Raw genomic sequence first — 20,755 nt, 5'->3', positions numbered from 1 at the left:
CGCCCCGACCGTCCGGGCCGCTCCGGGTCAGGCCTGGTCGGTGGTGGAGACGGCCAGCAGCTTCGTCACCGAGCCGTCGTCCCCGGGGACGTCGCGCAGGTGCCGGAAGCCGAGCCGGCGGCACATCGTCAGGCTCGGGGTGTTCTCGGCGCCGACCATGCCGTAGACCTCCTTGAGCCCCAGCTCGTCACCGGCGTAGCGGATCAGGCCGCGGACCACCTCGCCGCCCAGGCCGCGGCCCCAGAACTCCGGGGCCAGCGCGGTGACCAGCTCGTGGCCGTCGACGTTCCCGGTGCGCTTGACCTCGGCGTGGCCCGCGTACGTCCCGTCCAGCCACAGGCCCCAGACGTCGAAGAGGTTCTGCGGGTAGACGTCGCTCAGGATCGCGCGGAACAGCGTGCGGATGTCCGGCTCGGGCACGAGGTCCTGGCCCATCCAGCGGCACACGTCCGCGTTGCGCAGCAGGGAGACGAAGGCGTCCTCGTCCTCGGTCCGGTAGGGGATGAACTCCAGGTGCTCGGTGCGCAGCGGAGGGGTCACGGTGCTCTCCTCGGGTCGTGGTGGTTCGGTGGTGCGGCGGCCGGGGCGGGGCTCGCCGGGCCCGCCCCGACCGGGGGCCGGGGCGGGGGGCCGGTCAGGCTCCGGCGTTCTCCATGCGCTCGCGCAGGCTCCGGGGGCGCATGTCGGTCCACACCTCGTCGACGTACGCGGTGCACTCGGCCTCGGTGCCCTCGGTGCCGACGGGCTGCCAGCCGGCCGGGACGTCGAGGTCGGCGGGCCAGAGGGAGTACTGCTCCTCGTCGTTGCGCAGCACCTGGTAGCGGGTGTTCTCGTCCATGTCGGGCTCCTTCGTCATCGTCGGTCGGTCGGTCGTCACGGGGTCGTCACGGGGCGGTGCGGGTGGGTGGTGGCGTGGTCACCGTCCTTCCCGGGCGTGCCGGGCGATCTGCCGCAGGGCGGCGGCGAAGTCCTCGGCCGCCCGGCGGACGGCCGCGGTGTCGTGGACGGCGGGCCGGTGGTGCCAGGTGAAGGCGAGGCGTCCGTGCTGGGCCGCGCCGACCACCTCCAGCGGGTGGGAGCCGCCGTCCCGGGGGTCGTGGTCCCGGCCGAAGGAGCCGAGTTCGGCGCGGACCAGGCCGTCGCCGGCGGTCTCGGGCCGGGCGTCCCACTGGCCGAGGTAGTTGAAGACCACCTGGCCGTGCCCGCCGGCGGCGAGGCGCTCGCGGACCTCGGGGCCGCCGAAGGTGCGCAGGGCACCGAAGCCCAGGCCGTTGCCGGGCACCGCGCGCAGCTGCCGGCGCACGGACTTCACCAGGGCGCGCCAGTCGCGGTCCGGGCCGAGGTCGGCGGGGTCGGGGACGTGGAAGGTGACGGGGTGGACGGTGGTGAACCAGCCGACCGTACGGGACAGGTCGACGCCCTCCAGCAGGTCCTCCCGGCCGTGCCCCTCCAGGTCCAGGGCGATCCGCTCCCGGCCGCTCCAGCGGGCCAGGGCGAGGGCGAGGGCGGCGAGCAGCACGTCGTTGACCCGGGTGCGGTAGGCGGCGGGGGCGGCGCGCAGCAGCGCCTCGGTGTCCGCCTCGTCGAGTTCGACGGTGACCGCGCCCCGCTCGGCTTCGTCGCCGCCGGCGCCGCCGGGCAGGCCGGTCCTGGCGCTCACCGCCTCCTCCCAGTACGGGAGTTCGTGGTCCAGGCCGCCCTCGGCGACGTGGGCGGAGAGCCGGTGCGCCCAGTCCCGGAAGGAGGTGCCGCGCTCCCCGAGGCTGATCTTCTCGCCCCGGACGGCCTGCCGGTGGGCGTTCTCCAGGTCGTCGCGCAGCACCCGCCAGGAGACGGCGTCGACGACCAGGTGGTGGGCGACCAGGAGCAGCAGGGCGGGGTGGTCCGGGTGGCCGGTGAACAGGGCGGCGCGCAGCAGCGGGCCACGGGCGAGGTCGAAGCCGGCGTGGAGTTCGTCGGCGGCCTCGGCCATGGCCGCGTCGGCGGCCTCGGTGCCCTGCCCGGTCAGGTCGTGGTGGGCCAGGAGGCCGTCGGCGGGGGCGGGCGGCGGGTTGAACTGGTGCCAGCCGGCCTCGTCGTGGGTGTAGCGCATGCGCAGGGCGTCGTGGTGTTCCAGCAGGGCGTCGAGGGCGGCGCGCAGCGCCTGCGGGTCGGGGTCGGCGGCGAGTTCGAGCAGGGTGGACTGGTTGAAGTGGTGGTGGGCGGCGCGCGGGGTGGTCAGGAACCACTCCTGGATGGGGGTGAGCGGCACGTCGCCGGTCACCGGGCCGTCGTCCGCGCGTTCGGTGACGGCGGTGACGACGGTGGCGAGCCGGGCCACGGTCTGGTGGCTGAACAGGTCGCGGGTGGCCAGGTGGAGGCCGTCGCGGCGCAGCCGGGACACCACCTGCATGCTGAGGATGGAGTCGCCGCCGAGCAGGAAGAAGTTGTCGTCGGCGCCGACCTCGTCGAGGCCGAGGACGTCGGCCCAGATCCGGGCGATCCGGCGTTCGAGGTCGGTCTCCGGCGCCCGGCCGGGGCCGCCGGCGGTGGCGTGGGCGGGCCCGGGGTCGGGCAGGGCCCGCCGGTCGAGCTTGCCGTTGGGGGTGAGCGGGAGGCGCTCCAGCGGGACGAAGGCCGCGGGGACGAGGTGCGGGGGCAGTGACTCGGCGAGGTGGAGGCGCAGTTCGAGGGCGGGGGCGCCGGCGGTGGCGTCGGCCGGGACGACGTAGCCGACCAGCCGGCCGCCGCCCGGGCCGTCGGGGCGGACGGTGACGACGGCGTCGCGCACCAGGGGGCTGCGGCGCAGGGCGCTCTCGATCTCGCCCGGTTCGATCCGGAAGCCGCGCAGTTTGATCTGCTCGTCGGCGCGTCCGGCGAACCGGAGTTGGCCGTCGGCGTCGCGGCGGGCGAGGTCGCCGGTGCGGTACATCCGGGTGCCGGGCGCGCCGTACGGGTCGGGCAGGAAGCGGGCGGCGGTGAGGCCGGGCCGGCCGAGGTAGCCGCGGGCGAGGCCGGGGCCGGCCAGGTAGAGCTCGCCGGTGATGCCGGGCGGCACCGGCCGCAGGGCGGTGTCCAGGACGTACGCGCGGGTGGCGCCGCTGGGGCGGCCGATCGCGGGGCTGCCGCCGCCGGGGGCGAGCGGGTCGGTCCAGCTGGCGACGACGGTGGCCTCGGTGGGGCCGTAGGAGTTGATCATCCGTCGGCCCGGGGCCCAGGTGTCGACCAGGTCGGCCGGGCAGGCCTCGGCGCCGACCACCAGGGTGCGCAGCCCGGGCAGGTCGGCGGCGGTCTCCGGTTCCAGGGTGGCCAGGGCCGCCGGGGGGATCAGGGTGTGGCTGATCCGGCGGGCGGCCAGCACCTCGGCGAGCCGTTCGCCGACCAGCGGCCCCTCCTCCCCGGTGACCAGGGCGGCCCCGGTGAGCAGGGCGATGCACAGTTCCAGCACGGAGGCGTCGAAGCTGGGCGAGGCGAACTGGAGCACCCGGTCGCCGGGGCCGACGGCGTACTGCTCGGCGGCGGCGGCCGCGAAGACGGCGAGGCCGGCGTGGGTGACCAGGACGCCCTTGGGGGTGCCGGTGGAGCCGGAGGTGTAGACGGTGTAGGCCGGGTGGGCGGGGGTGAGGGCGGCGACGCGGTCGGCGTCGGTGGGCGCGGTGTCGGGCCCACCCGCGGCCCAGACCGCGGCCGGGTCGTCGAGCAGCAGGTGGGCGCCGGCGTCGCGGACCATGAACTCCCGCCGGGGCGCCGGGTAGTCCGGGTCGACGGGGAGGAAGGCGCCGCCGGCCTTGGCGACGGCGAGCTGGGCGACGACCATGGCCGCCGAGCGGGGCAGTGCGAGGGCGACCAGCCGCTCGGGCCCGACGCCCTGCCCGATGAGGTGGTGGGCCAGCCGGTTGGCGGCCCGGTCCAGTTCGGCGTAGCTCAGCTCCCGTTCGCCGTCGAGCAGGGCCGGCGCGTCGGGGGTGGCGGCGGCCTGCCGCTGGAAGAGTTCGGGCAGGGTCGCCTCCGGCACCGGGTGGAAGGTGCCGGTCGGCTCGACGGGCGGCGCGTCGGGGCCGGCCAGTGGCAGCGCGCCGACGGCGCGGGCCGGGTCCTGGGCGACGGCGGTCAGCAGGACGGCGAGCTGGCCCGCCATCCGCTCGACGGTGGCCTGGTCGAACAGGTCGGTGTTGTAGGTGAGCAGGCCGTGCAGGGCTCCGCTGTCGGCCTCGGCGAACTCCACCACCAGGTCGAAGGCCGTCCTGGTGTTGTCGGTCTCGACGTCGCCCACGTCCAGGCCGGGCAGGTCGAGTGCGGCGGACGGGGCGTTCTGGAGCACCACGAGGACCTGGAAGAGCGGGCTGCGGCTGGTGTCGCGCACCGGCTGGACCTCGTCGACGACCTTCTCGAAGGGCACGTCCTGGTGGGCGAGGGCGTCCAGGACGGTCTGCCGGACCTCGCCGAGCAGCGCGTCGAAGGGCTGCCCGGGCTCGACCCGGGAGCGCAGCACCAGGGTGTTGACGAAGAACCCGACGAGGCTCTGGACCTCGGGCCGGTCGCGGCCTGAGGTGACGGTGCCGACGGCGATGTCGGTGTCCCCGGCGAGCCGGGCCAGGTAGGCCTGGGCGGCGGCGACCAGGGTGGTGAACAGGGTGGTGCCGCGCTGCCGGCCGACCTCGGCCAGCCGGCGGGCGGTGTCGGCGGGCAGTTCCAGCCGGGCGGTGGCGCCGTTGCTGGTGCGCACCGCGGGCCGGGGCCGGTCGGTGGGCAGCCGCAGCGGGGCGACGCCGTCCAGCTGCCGCTTCCAGTAATCGAGTTGTTGCCCGGCGGGGGCGCCGGCGGTGCGCTGCCAGTGCGCGTAGTCGGCGTACTGCACCGGCAGCGGCGCCAACGGCTCCTGCGTGGAGCCGAGTTCGGCGCGGTAGAGGTGGGCGAGGTCGGTGAGCAGCACTGCGGTGGACCAGCCGTCGGTGACGATGTGGTGCAGGGTCAGCGCGAGCACGTGCTCGCCGTCGGCGAGCCGGGCCAGGGCGGGGCGCAGCAGCGGTCCGCGGCGCAGGTCGAAGGGGCGGGCGCGTTCGGCGGCGAGCAGCTCGCGCAGGGCCTCCTCCCGTTGCCCGTACGGCAGTCGGGAGAGGTCGTAGAGCGGCAGCGGGACGTCCCGCGGCGGGTGGACGAGCTGGACGCCGTGGCCGTCGACGCTGTCGAAGGTGGTGCGCAGCGACTCGTGCCGGTCCGTCAGGGCGCCCAGGGCGGCGCCGAGCGCGTCGGTGTCCAGGGTGCCGCGCAGCCGCAGCGCGAGCGCGGTGACGTACTCGGCGCCGCCGGGTGCGAACTCCTCCAGGAACCAGAGGCGTTGCTGGGCGTACGACATCGGGGCGGCGCCCGCGCGGGCGACCGGGAGCACCGGCGGGCGGGCCGGGGTGCCCGGCTCCGTGGTGAGCAGGCGGGCCAGGCCTTCCGGGGTGGGGTGGTCGAAGACCGCGCGGGGGCCGAGGTCGGTGCCGAAGGCCTCGGCGAGGCGGGCGGCGAGCCGGATGCTGAGGATGGAGTCGCCGCCCAGGGCGAAGAAGTCCTCGTCGACGCCGGGCGGGCGGATGCCGAGGACCTCGGCGAACACCTCGGCGGTGCGGTGTTCGGCCGCGGTGCGCGGCTCGGTGCGGGAGCGGCGCTCGCCGCCGGGTTCCGGCGCCGGGAGGGCGGCGCGGTCGACCTTGCCGTTGCGGCTCAGCGGGAGGGCGGTCAGCGGGACGAAGGCGGCCGGGACGAGGTAGTCGGGCAGGGTGCGGGCGGCGAGGGCCCGCAGCTCCTCGGGGTCGGCGGCGCCGACCGGGTAGGCGACCAGCCGGCGGGCGCCGGGCCGGTCCTCGCGGACGACCACGGCGACGTCGGAGACCAGCGGGTGAGCGGCCAGGGCGGCCTCCACCTCGGCGGGCTCGACCCGGAAGCCGCGGATCTTCACCTGGTCGTCGGCGCGGCCGAGGAACTCGACGGTGCCGTCGGCGCGGCGGCGGGCGAGGTCCCCGGTGCGGTACATCCGGGCGCCGGGCGGGCCGGAGGGGTCGGCGAGGAAGCGGGCGGCGGTCGCGCCGGGGCGGCCCAGGTAGCCGCGGGCCACGCCCTCACCGGCCAGGTACAGCTCGCCGGCGCAGCCGGGCGGCACCGGCCGCAGCCGCCGGTCCAGGACGTGCGCCCGCCGGTCGTCCAGCGGGCGGCCGATCGGGACGGTGTCGGGCACCGCGGCGGCGTCCGCCAGGGCGTGGGCGGTGGCGAAGGTGGTGGTCTCGGTGGGCCCGTAGCCGTCGACCACGGTCAGCCCGGGGCAGGCGGCGAGGACGCGGCGCACGGCGGCGGCGGGCACCACGTCCCCGCCGGTCCACAGCGCCCGCAGGCCGGTGAAGCAGTCCGGCGCGTCCTGGGCGAGCAGCCGGAACAGGCCGGCGGTGAGCCAGAGCGCGGTCGGCCCCTCCGGTCCGGCGAGGCGGCGCAGCAGTGTGGCGTCCACCGGCCCGTGGGGGGCGACGAGGACGCAGCCGCCGTTCAGCAGCGGCGCCCACACCTCGAAGGTGGCGGCGTCGAAGGCGACCGGCGAGTGCAGCAGCACCCGGGCGCAGCTGCCGTCGGCGAAGCGGCTGTCGGTGGCGAGCGAGGCCACGTCGCGGTGCCGGACGGCGACGGCCTTGGGCTCGCCGGTGGAGCCGGAGGTGTACATCACGTACGCCAGCCGGTCGGGGTCGGCGCTCGGCAGGGCGGGCGCCGCCGGGGCCGGTTCGTCGAGTGCGGCGGCGACCTGCCCGGCGGTGAGCGGCAGGGCCGCGCCGGCCCGGTCGAGCAGGGCGCGGCGGCGCTCCTCGGGGGCGCGCAGGTCGACGGGCAGGTAGGCGCCGCCCGCCTTGAGGACGGCCAGCTCGGCGACGACGAGTTCGGCGCCGCGGTCCATCGCCAGCGCCACCCGGCCCTCGGGGGGCAGGCCGTCGGCGAGCAGCCGGGCGGCCAGCCGGTCGGACCAGTCGTCGAGCCCGCGGTAGGTCAGTTCCCGCTCGCCGTCGCGCACGGCGGGGGCGTCGGGGGTGCGGCGGACCTGCTCGGCGAAGATCCGCAGCGGGCTGTCCGGCGCCGCCGGGCGGGCGGTGGTGTGCCAGGAGGCGAGCAGGGCGCGGTCGGCCGCCGTGAGCGGGTCGAGCGCGGCGAGGTCGCCGTCCAGGCCGTCGGCGAGGGCGGTCAGCAGCAGGGCGAGGCGGTCGGCGGCGTCCCGGGCGGTGCTCGCGTCGAACAGCGCGGGGTCGTACGCCAGGTCGAAGGCGAGCTGTCCGCTGAGATGGGCGCGCAGGCACCAGGGGAAGGTGGTGGCGTCGTCGGCGCGCACCTCGACCACCCGGACGCCGGTGCGGTCCGCGGCGGACTCGTCGACGGGGTAGTTCTCGAACACCAGCATGCTGTCGAACAGCGCCTCCCCGGCGGGCAGTTCGCTCAGGCCCTGGATCCGGGGCAGGGCCAGGTGGTCGTGGCGGCGGCCGTCGCTCTGCCGGTCCTGGAGGTCCCTGAGCCAGCTCCGCACGCTCCCGGTCGGCAGCTGGACGCGGGCCGGCACGGTGTTGATGAACAGGCCGATCATCGTCTCGACCCCGGGCAGTTCGGCCGGCCGCCCGGAGACGGTGGTGCCGAAGACGACGTCCCCGGTGCCGCCGTAGCGGGCCAGCAGCAGCGCCCAGGCGCCCTCCACCAGGGTGTTGACGGTCAGTCCGGCGGCCGCGGCGTTCTCCCGCAGCCGGGCGGAGAGCGCCTCGTCGAGTTCGCGGTGGACGGCGGCGGTGGCGCGGGCCCGGTGGGCCCCGGCGGGCCGGCGGTCGTAGGGCAGCGCGGTCCGTTCGGTGAACCCTGCCAGGGCCGCGCTCCAGTGCTCCTCGGCGGCCCGCCCGTCCTGCTCGCGCAGCCAGGCGAGGAAGTCCGCGAAGGGGCGGCGGACCGGGCGGGGGGCCTGCGGTCCGCCGGTCAGCGCGGCGTACTCCTCGCACACCTCGGTGAGCAACTGCCCGGTGCTCCAGCCGTCCAGGATCACGTGGTGGGTGGACCAGAGCAGCAGCACCTCGTCACCGGGCAGCGCGGCCAGGGCCAGCCGGGTGAGCGGCGCGGTGCCCAGGTCCAGCCCGGCGGCCCGCTCCTCGGCGAGCAGCCGCTCCGTCGCGGCGGCGCGCTGCCCGGGCGTCAGGCCGCGCCAGTCCAGGTGGCGGACGGGCAGGGCGGCGCGGCGCGCGACCAGCTGGACGGGGTGCGGCAGGCCGCGCCAGTGCACGGCGGTGCGCAGCGCCGGGGTGCGGTCGGCGACCAGCTGCCAGGCCTCGGCGAAGGCCTCCGGGTCGGTGACGCCGGCCAGCCGCACGGCGATCCGGTCCACGTATGCGCCGTCCTCGTCGACCAGGCCGTGGAAGAGCATGCCGGACTGCAGCGGGGTGAGCGGCAGCACGTCCTCGACCTCGCGGCCGTCGCCGACCAGGCGGTCCAGCGCGGCCTGGTCGAGGCCGGCCAGCGGGAAGTCGGACGGGGTGCGGCCGCCGGCGCCCGGGGCGGCGCAGTGCTCGGCGAGTTCGCGCAGGGCGTGCAGGGTCTGCTCGGCGAGGGCGCGGACGGTGGACTCCTCGTACACCGCGGCGGGGTAGGTCCAGCCCAGTTCGAGCCGGCCGTCCTGGACCGCGCCGATGACGTCCAGCAGGTAGGGGCGGGGCTCGTCGGGGTCGGTGTCCCGCCCGGCCGGGGGCAGCGAGCCGCGCAGCAGCCCGTCGGCGCCGCCGCGGGTGTCCCACTGGCCGTGGTAGTTGAAGCCGAATCGCGGCGCGGCCGCGTCGGCCGGCAGGGCGGACGGGTGGAGGTGGCGCAGGGCGCCGTGGCTGAGTCCGCGCAGCGGGACGGCGCGCAGCTGCTCCTTGACCGAGCGCAGGGTGTCGTGCCAGCCGGCCTCGGGGTCGACGCGCAGGGCGAGCGGGAACTCGGCGGTGAACCAGCCGACCGTCCGGGAGAGGTCCTGGTCGGCGAAGAGGTCCTCGCGGCCGTGGCCCTCGACGCCGATCAGCACGCAGCCGCGGCCGCACCAGCGGGCCAGGGTGCGGCCCAGCGCGCTCAGCAGGACGTCGTTGACCTGGGTCCGGTAGACCTCCGGGACGCGGCGCAGCAGCGCCTCGGTGGTCTTCTCGTCCAGGGTGACGGTGAGGGTGGCGGCGGTGCCGTGGGTGTTGGGTCCCGGACGCCCGGCGGGCAGTTCGGCCGGGGCCTCGCCGGTGCGGGTCCAGTACGCGGTGTCGCCGTCCAGGGCGCCGGAGCGGGTGTGCCGCTCCAGCCGGGCGGCCCACCGGGTGTAGGAGGTGCCGGGATCGGGCAGCCGGACGGGTGCGCCGGTGCGGGCGGTGCGGTAGGCGGCTTCGAGGTCGGCCAGCAGGATGCGCCAGGAGACGCCGTCCACGGCCAGGTGGTGGACGGTCAGCACGAGTTGGCCCGGCTGCCGTTCGCCGCCGTCGAAGAACAGGGCGCGCAGCATCCGGCCCTCGACCGGGTCGAGGGAGCGTTGGGCCTGCTCGGCGGCCTGCTGCACCTCGGCTTCCGCCACGCCCCGGTGGCGGGTGAAGACGCCGTCCGGGCCCGCGGGGAGGACTTCCTGGTGCCAGCCGGACCGGCCGTGGCGGAAGCGGGTGCGCAGCGCCGGGTGGTGTTCCACCAGGGCGAGCACCGCCCGGTGCAGGGCGGCCGGGTCGGTGTCCGGGGCCAGCGCGAGGCGCTGGGTCATGGTGAAGCGCAGCGCCTCGCCGGGCCGGCGGCCGTCGAGGTACCAGTGCTGGATCGGGGTGAGCGGCGCCTCGGCGGGCTCGGTCTCCTCCCCCGGCTCCGCGAGGTCGGACAGCTCACCGACGCAGAGCGCGAGTTCGGCGACGTTCTGGTAGCGGAAGACGTCCTTGGTGGTGAGGGCCAGTCCGGCGGCGCGGGCCCGGGAGACGATCTGGATGCTGAGGATGGAGTCCCCGCCGAGGGCGAAGAAGTTGTCCCGGGCGCCGACCCGCTCCACGCCCAGCACCTCGGCCCAGATCGCGGCGAGCAGCTCCTCGGTGCCGGGGCGCGGGGCGACGTACGGGGTGGTGCGGTCCGGCTGGGCGGGCGGGGCCGGCAGGGCGCGCCGGTCGGTCTTGCCGCTGGTGGTGCGCGGGACGCGGGCCAGGGGGACGAAGGCGGTGGGCACCAGGTGGTCGGGCAGGGTGCGGCGCAGCCAGGCCCGCAGCTCCTCGGCGGGCGGCACCCGGTCGGCGGCCGGCACCGGGTAGCCGACCAGCACGGTCCGGCCGCCCTGGTCGCGGGCGGCGACGGCGCAGTCCGCGAGGTCGGGGTGGGTCAGCAGGGCGGCCTCCACCTCGCCGGGCTCGATCCGGAAGCCGCGGATCTTGACCTGCTCGTCGGCGCGGCCGAGGAACTCCAGCTGCCCCTCGGCGTCCCAGCGGGCGAGGTCGCCGGTGCGGTACATCCGGGTGCCGGGCGGGCCGTACGGGTCGGCGGTGAAGCGGGCGGCGGTCAGCCCCGGGCGGCCGGCGTAGCCGCGGGCGACCTGCTCGCCGGCCAGGTACAGCTCCCCCGGCATGCCGGGCGGCACCGGGCGCAGCGCGCCGTCGAGCACGTAGGCGGTGACGCCCCGGCCCGGCCGGCCGATCACCGGGCGCTCGGGGTGGTCGGCGCAGCGGGCGTAGGCGGCGTCGACGGTGCACTCGGTGGGCCCGTACAGGTTGTAGGTGCTGATGCCGAACTCGGCCTGGGCGGCGACCAGTTCCCGCCAGGTGGCGGCGGGGACGGCCTCGCCGCCGAGCTGCAGCAGCCGCGGGTGGTGCGCGGCGGGGGCGAACAGCCCGGCGGCGGTGAGTTCGCGCAGGAAGGAGGGGGTGACGTTGACGACGTCGAGCCGCTGGTCGACGATCCGGGCGCGGAAGGCCTGCGGGTCCAGCCGGACGTCCTCGTCGATCAGGTGGAGTTCCTGGCCGGACACCAGCAGCAGCGGGCCCTCCCAGCTGGTGTCGAAGGAGAGGGAGGCGCTGAGGGCGACCTTCAGCCGGCGGCCGTCGGCGGTGTGCGGGGCGAGCATCCCCTCCCGGTGGTCGCGGCAGAGGTTGACCAGCCGGCGGTGCTCGACGACCACGCCCTTGGGGCGGCCGGTGGAGCCGGAGGTGTGGATCAGGTAGGCGGCGTGCCCCGGCAGCAGCGGGGCGGTCCGTTCGGCGTCGGTCAGGTCGTGGCCGGGCAGGGCCTCCCAGGGCACCTCGCGCAGGGAACGCTCGGTCAGCACGGTGCGCGGCCGGGTGTCGTCGAGCAGCAGGGCGGCCCGCTCCTCGGGCAGGTCCGGGTCGACGAACTGGAGGACGGCCCCGGCCTTGAGCACCCCGAACAGCGCCACCACCAGTTCGGAGGTGCGCGGCAGCCGGACGGCGACCACCTGCTCCGGGCCGGCGCCGAGGGCCACCAGGTGCCGGGCGAGGCGGTTGGCCCGGGCGTTGAGCTCGGCGTAGTCCAGGGTGGCGTCCCGGGCGACCAGCGCGGTGGCCCCGGGGGTGCGGGCGGCCTGCTCCTCGAACAGGGCGGTGAAGGTGGTGTCGGGACCGGGCAGCGGCTCGACCCTCCCCTGCCGCAGCACCTGCCGCCGCTCCTGCGCGGTCATCAGCGGCAGCGCCCCGACGGCCGTCCCCGGCTCCTCGGCGACGGCGGCCAGCAGGGTGGTCAGCCGGGCGGCGAGCTGCTCGGCGGTCCGGGCGTCGAACAGCCCGGTGCTGTACTCCAGGTAGCCGGTCAGGCCGCCGTCGTGCTCGGCGAAGTCGAAGGAGAGGTCGAAGGTGGCGTTGCGGACCGGCGGGGTGATCGGTTCCACCGTCAGGCCGGGCAGCCGGGGCGCCTCGGCGCCCAGGTTGTGCAGGGCCACCATCACCTGGAACAGCGGGGTGCGACTGGTGTCGCGCTCCGGCTGGAGGGCGTCCACCAGCCGTTCGAAGGGCACCTCCTGGTGGGCCAGGGCGTCCAGGACGGTGGCCTGGGCGTCGGTCAGCAGCTCGTGGAAGGACCGCTCGGGGCTGATGTCGCCGCGCAGCACCAGGGTGTTGACGAACATGCCGACCACGTCGTGGAGTTCGCCCTGATCGCGGCCGGAGGTGACGGTGCCGACGGCGATGTCGCGCTGCCCGGACCAGCGGGCCAGCAGCACCTGGCAGGCGGCCAGCAGGACGGTGTAGAGGGTGCCGTCGGCCTCCCGGCCGCGCTCGCGCAGCCGGGCGGTCAGCTCGGCGGGCAGCGTGAAGGTGACCAGCGCGCCCTCCCGGGTGCGCACCGCCGGGCGCGGCCGGTCGGTGGGCAGCTCCAGCGGCTCCAGGCCGTCCAGGGCCCGGCGCCAGTGGTCGAGGTCGGCCTCGGCGGCGGCGGTGCGGGTGCGCTGCCAGGCCGCGAAGTCGGTGTACCGCAGGGGCAGTTCGGGCAGCCGCGGGCCACGGCCCGCCAGGGCGGCGGCGTACAGCTCGCCGAGGTCACGGCCGAGCACGCCCATCGACCAGCCGTCGGTGGCGATGTGGTGCACGGCCAGGGCGAGGACGTGCTCGTCGGCGGCCGTGCGGGCCAGGTGGGCGCGCAGTACGGGGCCGGTCCCGAGGTCGAAGGGGGTGGCGGCGATCCGCTCCAGCAGGGCGTCCAGCTCCGCCGGTGGGACGTCCGCGCAGGGCAGCTCGACGGGGTACGGCGGGCGCACCACCTGGCGGGCCCGGCCGTCCCGTTCGGCGTAGCCGGTCCGCAGCGCCTCGTGCCGCTCCACCAGGGCGTCCAGGGCGGTGCCCAGCGCCTCCCGGTCGAGGGGCCCGCGCAGCCGCAGCACGGACAGCGAGGTGTACTCGGTGCTGCCGGGCTCGAAGCGGTCGAGGAACCAGAGCCGCTGCTGGGCGTACGAGAGCGGCGGCTCGGCGCCCGGGTCGGCGGCGGGGATGACGGTCCGTACGGTGCCGGGGCGGCCCGGCTCGCCGAGCGCCGCGGCGAGGTCGGCGAGCACGGGGTGGGTGAACAGCAGCCGGGGCGAGAGGTCCGCGGAGCCGAAGGCGGTGCGCAGCCGGGCGGTGACCCGCACGGCGAGGATGGAGTCCCCGCCGAGGGCGAAGAAGTCGTCCTCGGCGCCGATCCGGCCGGCGTCCAGGACCTCCGTCCAGGCCTCGGCGACCAGCCGCTCGGCGGGGGTGCGGGGGGCGGTGCGCTCGCGGCCGGCCGCGAAGCCGTCCGGTCCCGGCTGCGGCAGGGCGCGCCGGTCGAGCTTGCCGTTGGGGGTGAGCGGCAGCGCGTCCAGCGGGACGTAGGCGGCGGGCACCAGGTAGGCGGGCAGCAGCCGTTCCAGGTGGGCGCGCAGCTCGGCGGCGCCCGGGGGCCGCTCCCGGCCCTCGCCGACGACGTGGGCGACCAGCCGGCGGGTGCCGGCCGTGTCCTGGTAGACGCCGACGGTGGCCAGGCCCACGCCGGGGTGGCTCTGGAGGGCGGCCTCGATCTCGCCGGGTTCGATCCGGTAGCCGCGGATCTTGACCTGCTGGTCGGCGCGGCCCAGGTAGCGCAGGGTGCCGTCGGCCTGTCGGCGGGCGCGGTCGCCGGTGCGGTACATCCGGCTGCCGGGGGCGCCGAACGGATCGGCGAGGAAGCGGGTGGCGGTGAGGCCGGGCCGGTTGAGGTAGCCGCGGGCCAGGCCCTCGCCCGCCACGTACAGTTCGCCGACGGCGCCCGGGGGCAGCAGGGCCAGGTCGTCGTCGAGCACGTACAGCCGCAGGTCGGCGATGCCGGTGCCGATCGGGCCCGGGCCGCCGGCGGTGGCCGCGGCGGTGGCCCGGTCGAGTTCGGTGTGGGTGACGTGCACGGTGGTCTCGGTGATGCCGTACATGTTCACCAGGCGCGGGGCGTCCTCGGGGTGGCGCCGGTACCAGTCGGCGAGCCGGGTGACGTCCAGCGCCTCGCCGCCGAAGACCACGGTGCGCAGCGCCAGCCGGGCGGAGACGTCCGGGTGCCGGGCGTCGGCGCGGGCCAGCTGGTGGAAGGCGGACGGGGTCTGGTTGAGGACGGTGACCCGCTCGTCGGCGAGCAGCCGCAGGAAGTCCTCCGGGGAGCGGGCGGTGTCCTCGGGCACCACCACGAGCCGGCCGCCGTGCAGCAGCGGGCCCCACAGCTCCCAGACCGAGAAGTCGAAGGTGTAGGAGTGGAAGAGCGTCCAGACGTCCTCGGGGCCGAAGCCGAACTGCTCCCTGGTCTGCTCGAACAGCCGGACCACGTTGGCGTGCGGTATCACGACACCCTTGGGGCGGCCGGTGGAGCCGGAGGTGAAGATGGCGTAGGCGGGGCTGTCGGGCAGCGGACGGTGGCCGGTGCCGAGCGGGCCGGCCGGGCGGCGGGCGAGGTCGGCACGCACCTCGGGGCGGGCCAGGGCGAGGACGGGGACCTCGACGCCGGCCGGCTCCTCCACCGTCACCAGGGCCACCGGGGCGGCGTCGCGCAGCAGTTCGGTGCGGCGTTCGGCGGGCAGCGCCGGGTCCAGCGGCAGGTAGGCGGCGCCGGTCTTGAGGACGGCGAGGACGGCCACCACCAGCTCGGTGCCACGGGGCAGCGCCAGGGCGACGTACCGCTCGGGGCCGGCGCCGAAGTCGGCCAGCCGGTGGGCGAGGCGGTCGGCCCGGGCGTCCAGTTCGGCGTAGCAGAGCTGCTCCGCGCCGCAGGTGACGGCCACGGCGCCCGGGGTGCGGGCGGCCTGCGCCTCGAACAGCTCGACCAGGGTGCGCTCGGGGCGGCCCTGGGCGGTGCCGTTCCAGTCGACCAGCAGCCGGCGCCGTTCCTCCTCGGTGGTCCGGGCCAGGGCGCGCAGCGGGCGGTCCAGGCCGGCGGCCAGCTCGGTGAGCAGCAGGCAGAGCCGCTCGGCGAGGCCGCGCACGGTGGCGGCGTCGAACAGCTCGGGGTCGTAGGCGAGGTCGAAGCCGACCTGCCCGCCCTGGTAGGCGCGCAGCACCAGCGGGAAGTTGGTGGCGTCCCGGGAGGACACCTCGGCCAGGCGCACCCCGGTGCCGGCGGCGTCGGCGTCGTCGAAGGGGTAGTTCTCGAAGGCGACGATGCTGTCGAACAGCGCGCTGCCGGACGGGACGTCGCTGAAGCCGGTGAGTTCGGCGAGCGAGACGGCCGCGTGCCGGCGGGCCTCGGCCTGGTCGTCCTGCAGTTCGCGCAGCCAGTCGGCGGCGGTGCGGGCGCCGTCCACCCGGACCCTCGTGGGCAGGGTGTTGATGAACATGCCGATCATCGACTCGACGCCGGGCAGCTCCTCGGGCCGGCCGGAGACGGTGGTGCCGAACAGCACGTCGGGCTCGCCGCTGTGGCGGGACAGCAGCAGCGCCCAGGCGCCCTGCACCACGGTGCCGAGGGTCAGCCCGGACTGCCGGGCGGTGCACGCCAGTTGCTCGGATGCCTGCTCGGTCAGGGCGGCGCTGTGGGAGCCGGCCGAACGGGCCCGGTGGGCCTCGCGCCGGACCCGGTCGGCGGGCAGCGGGGTGGCGGTGGCGAAGCCCTCCAGGACGGACCGCCAGTGGGCCCGGGCGGCCTCGGCGTCCTGTCCGGCCAGCCAGTGCACGTAGTCGGCGAAGGGCCGGCGCACCGCCGGGGCGGGCGCGGCGCCGGTGGTGATCGCCGCGTACTCGGCGAACACGTCGGTGAGCACCTGGGCGAGGCTCCAGCCGTCCAGGATCAGGTGGTGGGAGGTCCACAGCAGCTGGAGCCGGGCCTCGGGCAGCCGGACCAGGGTGAGCCGGGTGAGCGGGGCGGTGGCGATGTCCAGGCCGAGCGCGAGGTCCTCGGCGCGCAGCCGGGCCAGCCGTTCGGCGCGCTCGGCCGGGTCGGCGGCCCGCAGGTCCAGGTGGGTGACGGGCAGTCGCACGCCCCGGCGCACCACCTGGAGCGGGGCGGGGACGCCCTCCCAGACCACCGAGGTGCGCAGAGCGGGTGTCCGGTCGGCGACCCGCTGCCAGGCCAGGGCGAGGGCCTGCGGGTCGGCGACGCCCTCCAGCAGCAGGGCGGCCTGGTCCAGGTAGACGTCGTCCTCGCCGCCGACCAGGCGGTGGAAGAGCATGCCCTCCTGGAGGGGGGTGAGCGGCAGCAGGTCCGTCACGTCCCGGCCGTCGCCGACCAGCCGGTCCAGCTGCTCCTGGTCGAGGCCGGCCAGCGGGAAGTCGGAGGGGGTGCGGCCGCCGGCGGCGGGCTCGGCGCAGTGCTCGACGATGGCGGTCAGGGCGGTGAGCACGGCCTCGGCCAGGCCGCGGACGGTGTCGGCCTCGTGGACGTCCTCGCTGTAGTGCCAGGTGAGTTCCAGCTCGCCGTCGGCGACCACGGCGGAGACGTCCAGCAGGTGGTCCAGGGGCTCGTCGGGGGCGAGGTCCCGGCCGGGGGCCTGCCCGGCGGGGGCGAAGTCCCCGGCCGCGGGGGCGGTCCACTGCCCGTGGTAGTTGAAGGAGACCTGCGGCAGCGGGACGTCCCGCAGGGCGGCGGCGCCCGCCGAGGGCGAGCCGAGCCGGGCGAGGGCCTCGTAGCCGAGGCCGCGGCGGGGCACGGCGCGCAGCCGCTCCTTGACCTGCTTGAGGGTGGCGGCCCAGTCGGGGGCGTCGGCGGGGCCGGCCGGGGTGAGGGTGACGGGGTACTGGGTGGTGAACCAGCCGACGGTGCGGGAGAGGTCGAGGTCGTCGAAGAGGTCCTCACGGCCGTGGCCCTCCAGGGCGACGGTGGCCCGCCCGGTGCCGGTCCAGTCGGCGAGGGCCCGGCCGAGCGCGCTGAGCAGCACGTCGTTGACCTGGGTGCGGTAGACCTCGGGGACCTTGCGCAGCAGCGCCCCGGTGGTGGCCCGGTCGAGCCGGCGGCGCAGGGTGCGCACCGAGCCGGCCGTGGGGGTGCCGGGCCGGTCGACGGGCAGCGGCTCGGCAGGGGCGGCGGTCTCGGCGGTCCAGTACGGCAGGTCCTGGTCCAGGCCGCCGGCCCGGACCAGTCCGGCGAGCCGGTGGGCCCAGTCGGTGAACGCGGTGGGCTCGGGTTCCGGCTCGGGGGCGGTGCCCGCGGCGGCCTGCCGGTAGGCCTGCTCCAGGTCGGCGAGCAGCACCCGCCAGGAGACGCTGTCCACGGCGAGGTGGTGGGCGGTCAGGAACAGCTGGGGGCGGGCGCCGTCGGCGGCGCGGAACAGGACGGCGCGCAGCAGGGCGCCGGTGGCCGGGTCCAGTTCGGCGCGGGCGGCCTCGGCGGCCCGCAGCCGGGCGGCCTCGGGGTCGCGGTCGGGGTCGGGGTCGAGCCGGCTCAGCAGGTTTCCGGCGTCCGCGACCGGTTCCTGGCGCCGGCCGGAGGCGTCGGAGGTGAAGCGGGTGCGCAGCGCCGGATGGGCGGCCACCAGCGCGCTCAGCGCCCGTTCCAGGGCGGGTTCGTCCAGGTCGTACGGGAGGTCGAGCAGCATCGACATGGTGAAGTGCCGCAGCGGGCCGTGGGCGGCGAAGAACCACTCCTGGACGGGGGTGAGCGGCGCGGGCCCGTCCTGACGGCGCGGCGCGGCGGCGGGCGCCTCGGCGGTGCGGGCCGCGGCGGCCAGGTCGGCGACGGTCTGGTGGCGGAAGACGTCCTGGGAGCCGATCCGCAGGCCCTCGGCGCGGGCCCGGGAGACGGCCTGGATGCTCAGGATCGAGTCGCCGCCGAGTTCGAAGAAGTTGTCGGTGACGCCGACCCTCGGCACGCCGAGCACCTCGGCCCAGATCGCGGCGAGGATCTCCTCCTCGGGGGTGCGCGGGGCGACGAACTCCCCCTCCCGGCCTTCCGGCTCGGGGGCGGGCAGGGCGCGGCGGTCCAGCTTGCCGCTGGTGCCGAGCGGCAGCGCGTCGAGCACGGTGAAGGAGGACGGCACCAGGTGGTCGGGCAGCACCCGGCGCAGGGCGGCGCGCAGTTCGGCGAAGGGGCGGGCGGCGCCGTCGGCGAGGACCAGGTAGGCGGCCAGCCGGTTCTGCCCGTGGGCGTCGGGGACGGCGACCACGGCGGCCGCGGCGACCTCCGGCAGGTCGAGCAGGGCGGCCTCGATCTCGCCGGGCTCGATCCGGTGGCCGCGCACCTTGACCTGGTCGTCGGCGCGCCCGAGGTACTCCAGGCGCCCGTCGGCCGTCCAGCGGGCCAGGTCGCCGGTGCGGTACATCCGGGTACCGGGCGGGCCGTACGGGTCGGCGGTGAAGCGGGCGGCGGTCAGCCCCGGGCGGCCGGCGTAGCCGCGGGCGACCTGCTCGCCGGCCAGGTGGAGTTCGCCGCTCACCCCGGGCGGCACCGGCTGGAGCCGGCCGTCCAGGACGTAGGCGCGGACGTTGGGCAGCGGGCGGCCGACCAGCGGCCGGTCCCCGCCGTCGATCCGGCAGGCGAGCGCGTCGACGGTGCACTCGGTGGGGCCGTAGTAGTTGTACGCGGCCACCCCGGGGCGGGCGGCGAGTTCGCGCCAGAGCCGGGGGGCGACGGCCTCGCCGCCGAGCATCAGCACCCGGGGGCGGTGGCGGGGGTCGTCGAGCAGCCCTGCGGGCAGCAGTTGGCGCAGGTAGGAGGGGGTGAGGTCGAGGAAGTCGATCCGGTGCCGGACGACGTACTCGACCAGCGCGGCCGGGTCCATCCGGGTGGTCTCGTCGACGAGGTGCAGCGGGTGGCCGTCGGCCAGCAGCAGCACGCCCTCCAGCGAGGTGTCGAAGGAGAAGGAGGCGGTCAGCGCGACGTTCAGCGGCCCGCCGCCGGCGTCGGCGACGAAGCCGGCCCGGTGGGCGGCGAGCAGGTGGGCCAGGGCGCGGTGCGGGACGGTGACGCCCTTGGGGCGGCCGGTGGAGCCGGAGGTGTAGAGCACGTACGCGGTGGTCGCCGGGTCCGGCACGGGGAGCCGGATGGAGTCCTCGGGGTCGGTCTCCATCAGCTCGCGCAGGGTCTCCTCGTCCAGGAGGAGGGCCGGTTCGGCGTCCTCCAGCAGGTAGCGGACGCGCTCCCAGGGCAGCGCCGGGTCGACCGGCAGATAGCCGGCGCCGGTCTTCCAGACGGCGAGGACGGCCATCACCAGGTCGGCGGTGCGCGGCAGGCGCAGCGCGATCAGCCGTTCGGGGCCGGCGCCGCAGGAGACCAGCCGGCGGGCGAGCCGTTCGGCGCGGGCGTTCAGCGTCGCGTGGTCCAGCCGCTCCTCCCCGGCGACCAGGGCCAGGGCGTGCGGGGTCTCGGCGGCCCGGCGCCGGAACAGTTCCGGCAGGACGACGGCTTCGACGGGCAGCGCGGGGCCGTTCCAGTCCCGGGTGACCTGCGCGGTCTCCCGCGCGGAGAGCAGCGGCAGGGTCGCGAGCGGGCGGTCCGGTTCGGCGGCGGCGCCCTCCAGCAGCCGCAGCAGCTGATCGGCCATCCGGCCGGCGGTGGGGGCGTCGAAGAGGTCGGCGCGGTACTCCAGGACGCCGGTGAGCGCCTCGCCGTCGGGGACGAACTCGACGCTGAGGTCGAAGGTGGCGGCCTGCCGGGGCACGGTGACCGGGGCGGTGGCGAGCCCGTGCGGGTCGCCGGCGGCGGGCGGGGCGGGGTGCAGCAGCACCAGCACGTCGAACAGCGGATTGCGGCCGGCCTCGCGGGGCGCGCCGACCGCCTCGACGAGCCGCTCGAAGGGCGTGTCGCCGTGGGCGAGGGCGTCGTTGCCGGTCTCGGTGGCCGCCGTGAGCAGCTCGCGGAAGGACGCGTCGGGCTCCACCCGGGTGCGCAGGACCACCGTGTTGACGAAGCAGCCGACGGCGCGTTCCAGCTCGGTGCGGGTGCGTCCGGCCATCAGCGTGCCGACGGTGACGTCCTCCTGGCCGGACCAGCGGGCCAGCAGCGCCTGGGTGCCGGCCACCAGCGCGGTGTTGAGGGTGCCCTGCCGCTCGGCCGCGAGTTCGCGCAGCCGGGCGGTGAGCGGCGCGGGGACGGTGAAGGTGTGCAGGGCGCCGGGGCCGGCCTCCTCGCCGCGCCGCGGGTGGTCCAGCGGCAGCTCGGTCGGCACCGCGCCCGCCAGCTTCCCCCGCCAGTGGGCGAGCTGCCGCTCCAGCCGGTCGCCGGCCAGCTGCTCGCGCTGCCACACCGCGAAGTCCGGGTACTGGGCGGCGACTTCGGGCAGGTCGGGCTCGGCGCCGCGGGCCAGGGCGTCGTAGGCGGTGCACAGCTCGTCCAGCAGGACGCCCATCGACCAGCCGTCGGTGACGATGTGGTGGGCGGTCAGCTGCAGCACGTGGGCCCGCGGCGACTCGGCCACCAGCAGGGCGCGCAGCAGCGGCCCCCGGGCGAGGTCGAAGGGGCGGGAGTACTCCTGGAGCAGGATCGCGTCCAGGCTCTCGCCCTCGGCCCGCTCCCGGAGCGGCAGCTCCACCGGGCCGGCCGCCCGGACGGTCTGCACCGGCCGGCCGTCGGCCTCCGTGAAGGTGGTGCGCAGCGCCTCGTGGCGCGCCACCACGGCGGTGAGCGCCGCGGCGAGCGCCGCGCGGTCCAGTGCTCCGGTGAACCGCAGGGCGACGGCGCTGTTGTAGCGCGGGTCCCCGGGGCGCAGCCGGTCCAGGAACCAGAGCCGCTGCTGGACGAAGGAGGGCGGCAGCGGACGGCTGCGGTCGGCGCGCGGGATGCCGCGGTCGGCGGCTGCCTGGGCGCCGCCGGCCCGGCCGGCCAGGCGTTGGCGCAGGGCCTCGCGCAGGTCGGCGGGCAGGGCGGCGGCGCGGTCTCGCTTCGACGTCGTCATGGTCGG

The 20,755-nt window shown here is 76.9% G+C and carries 3 protein-coding genes; all 3 read right to left on the bottom strand.

The genetic code is table 11. From position 1 onward, the window contains the following. Nucleotides 1-27: 27 nt before the first annotated feature. The gene (locus ACIQ87_RS09155) at nt 28-540 is read right to left on the bottom strand and encodes a GNAT family N-acetyltransferase (RefSeq protein WP_402403808.1); all 513 of its coding nucleotides are present in this window, start codon (nt 538-540) and stop codon (nt 28-30) included. Nucleotides 541-634: 94 nt separating this feature from the next. Further along, nucleotides 635-838 (bottom strand): MbtH family protein, encoded by a 204-nt coding sequence (locus ACIQ87_RS09150; protein ID WP_392881993.1) that lies wholly within the window; start codon nt 836-838, stop codon nt 635-637. A 78-nt stretch (nt 839-916) separates the two neighbouring features. Further along, entirely contained in the window at nt 917-20,749 is a 19,833-nt protein-coding gene (locus ACIQ87_RS09145) for a non-ribosomal peptide synthase/polyketide synthase (RefSeq protein ID WP_402403804.1), read from the bottom strand. Nucleotides 20,750-20,755: the final 6 nt, after the last annotated feature.

It is taken from the genome of Kitasatospora sp. NPDC096204, from assembly GCF_044763205.1.
Classification (GTDB): Bacteria; Actinomycetota; Actinomycetes; order Streptomycetales; family Streptomycetaceae; genus Kitasatospora.
Note: the sequence above shows the minus strand (reverse complement) of the source record. Positions and strands in the feature narration are given on the sequence as shown.

Bases quoted from the DNA above. Each gene is read 5' to 3' on its own strand.
- ACIQ87_RS09150 (WP_392881993.1), bottom strand. From the start codon at position 838: ATGGACGAGAACACCCGCTACCAGGTGCTGCGCAACGACGAGGAGCAG.
- ACIQ87_RS09145 (WP_402403804.1), bottom strand. From the start codon at position 20,749: ATGACGACGTCGAAGCGAGACCGCGCCGCCGCCCTGCCCGCCGACCTG.